This is a genomic window from Gluconobacter sp. GP1, from assembly GCF_032913585.1.
Lineage (GTDB): Bacteria > Pseudomonadota > Alphaproteobacteria > Acetobacterales > Acetobacteraceae > Gluconobacter > Gluconobacter cerinus.
The window spans coordinates 1-416 of sequence record NZ_JASGXC010000061.1 but is presented as its reverse complement, the minus strand read 5'-3'; the positions used below and the strand labels follow the sequence as shown (position 1 = coordinate 416).

Genomic DNA, 416 nt, shown 5'->3' with positions numbered 1-416 from the left:
CTGTCTTCCGTCCCCGGGCTGGCCCTTGCCTCAACCGCACCTCCGACCCCTGGCCCGATGTCCCAGATTCTGACGATGATGCCATGGGCCAGACCGGGGATGCCCTGGTCCGATGGTGCGATGCTGTTTCGCGCGAACGATGGCACGGTGGTTCCCTATGACCCGGCCGGATCGGGGCGCGAGGCGGTCCTTGACCTGTTCGTAGCACCTTCGCGCCGCGGTAAGTCCATGCTTGCCAACGCCTTGCTTCTCGCAACAGTTTTAAGCCCCGCTGCCATGACGTCTCACGGCGCGCGGCTTCCACTGATTGGCAAGATGGACGTCGGAGATTCTTCCTCCGGCTTTATCGACATGGTCAGGGCCGGACTGAGACAGGAAGAACGCCACCTTGCGCTTCACATTCCGTTTCAGCTCAT

The 416-nt window shown here is 62.0% G+C and carries 1 pseudogene; it reads left to right on the top strand.

What is annotated here, in order from left to right:
* Nucleotides 1-416 (top strand): annotated as a pseudogene (locus R5H23_RS16925) (type IV secretion protein DotO); the annotation flags it as partial.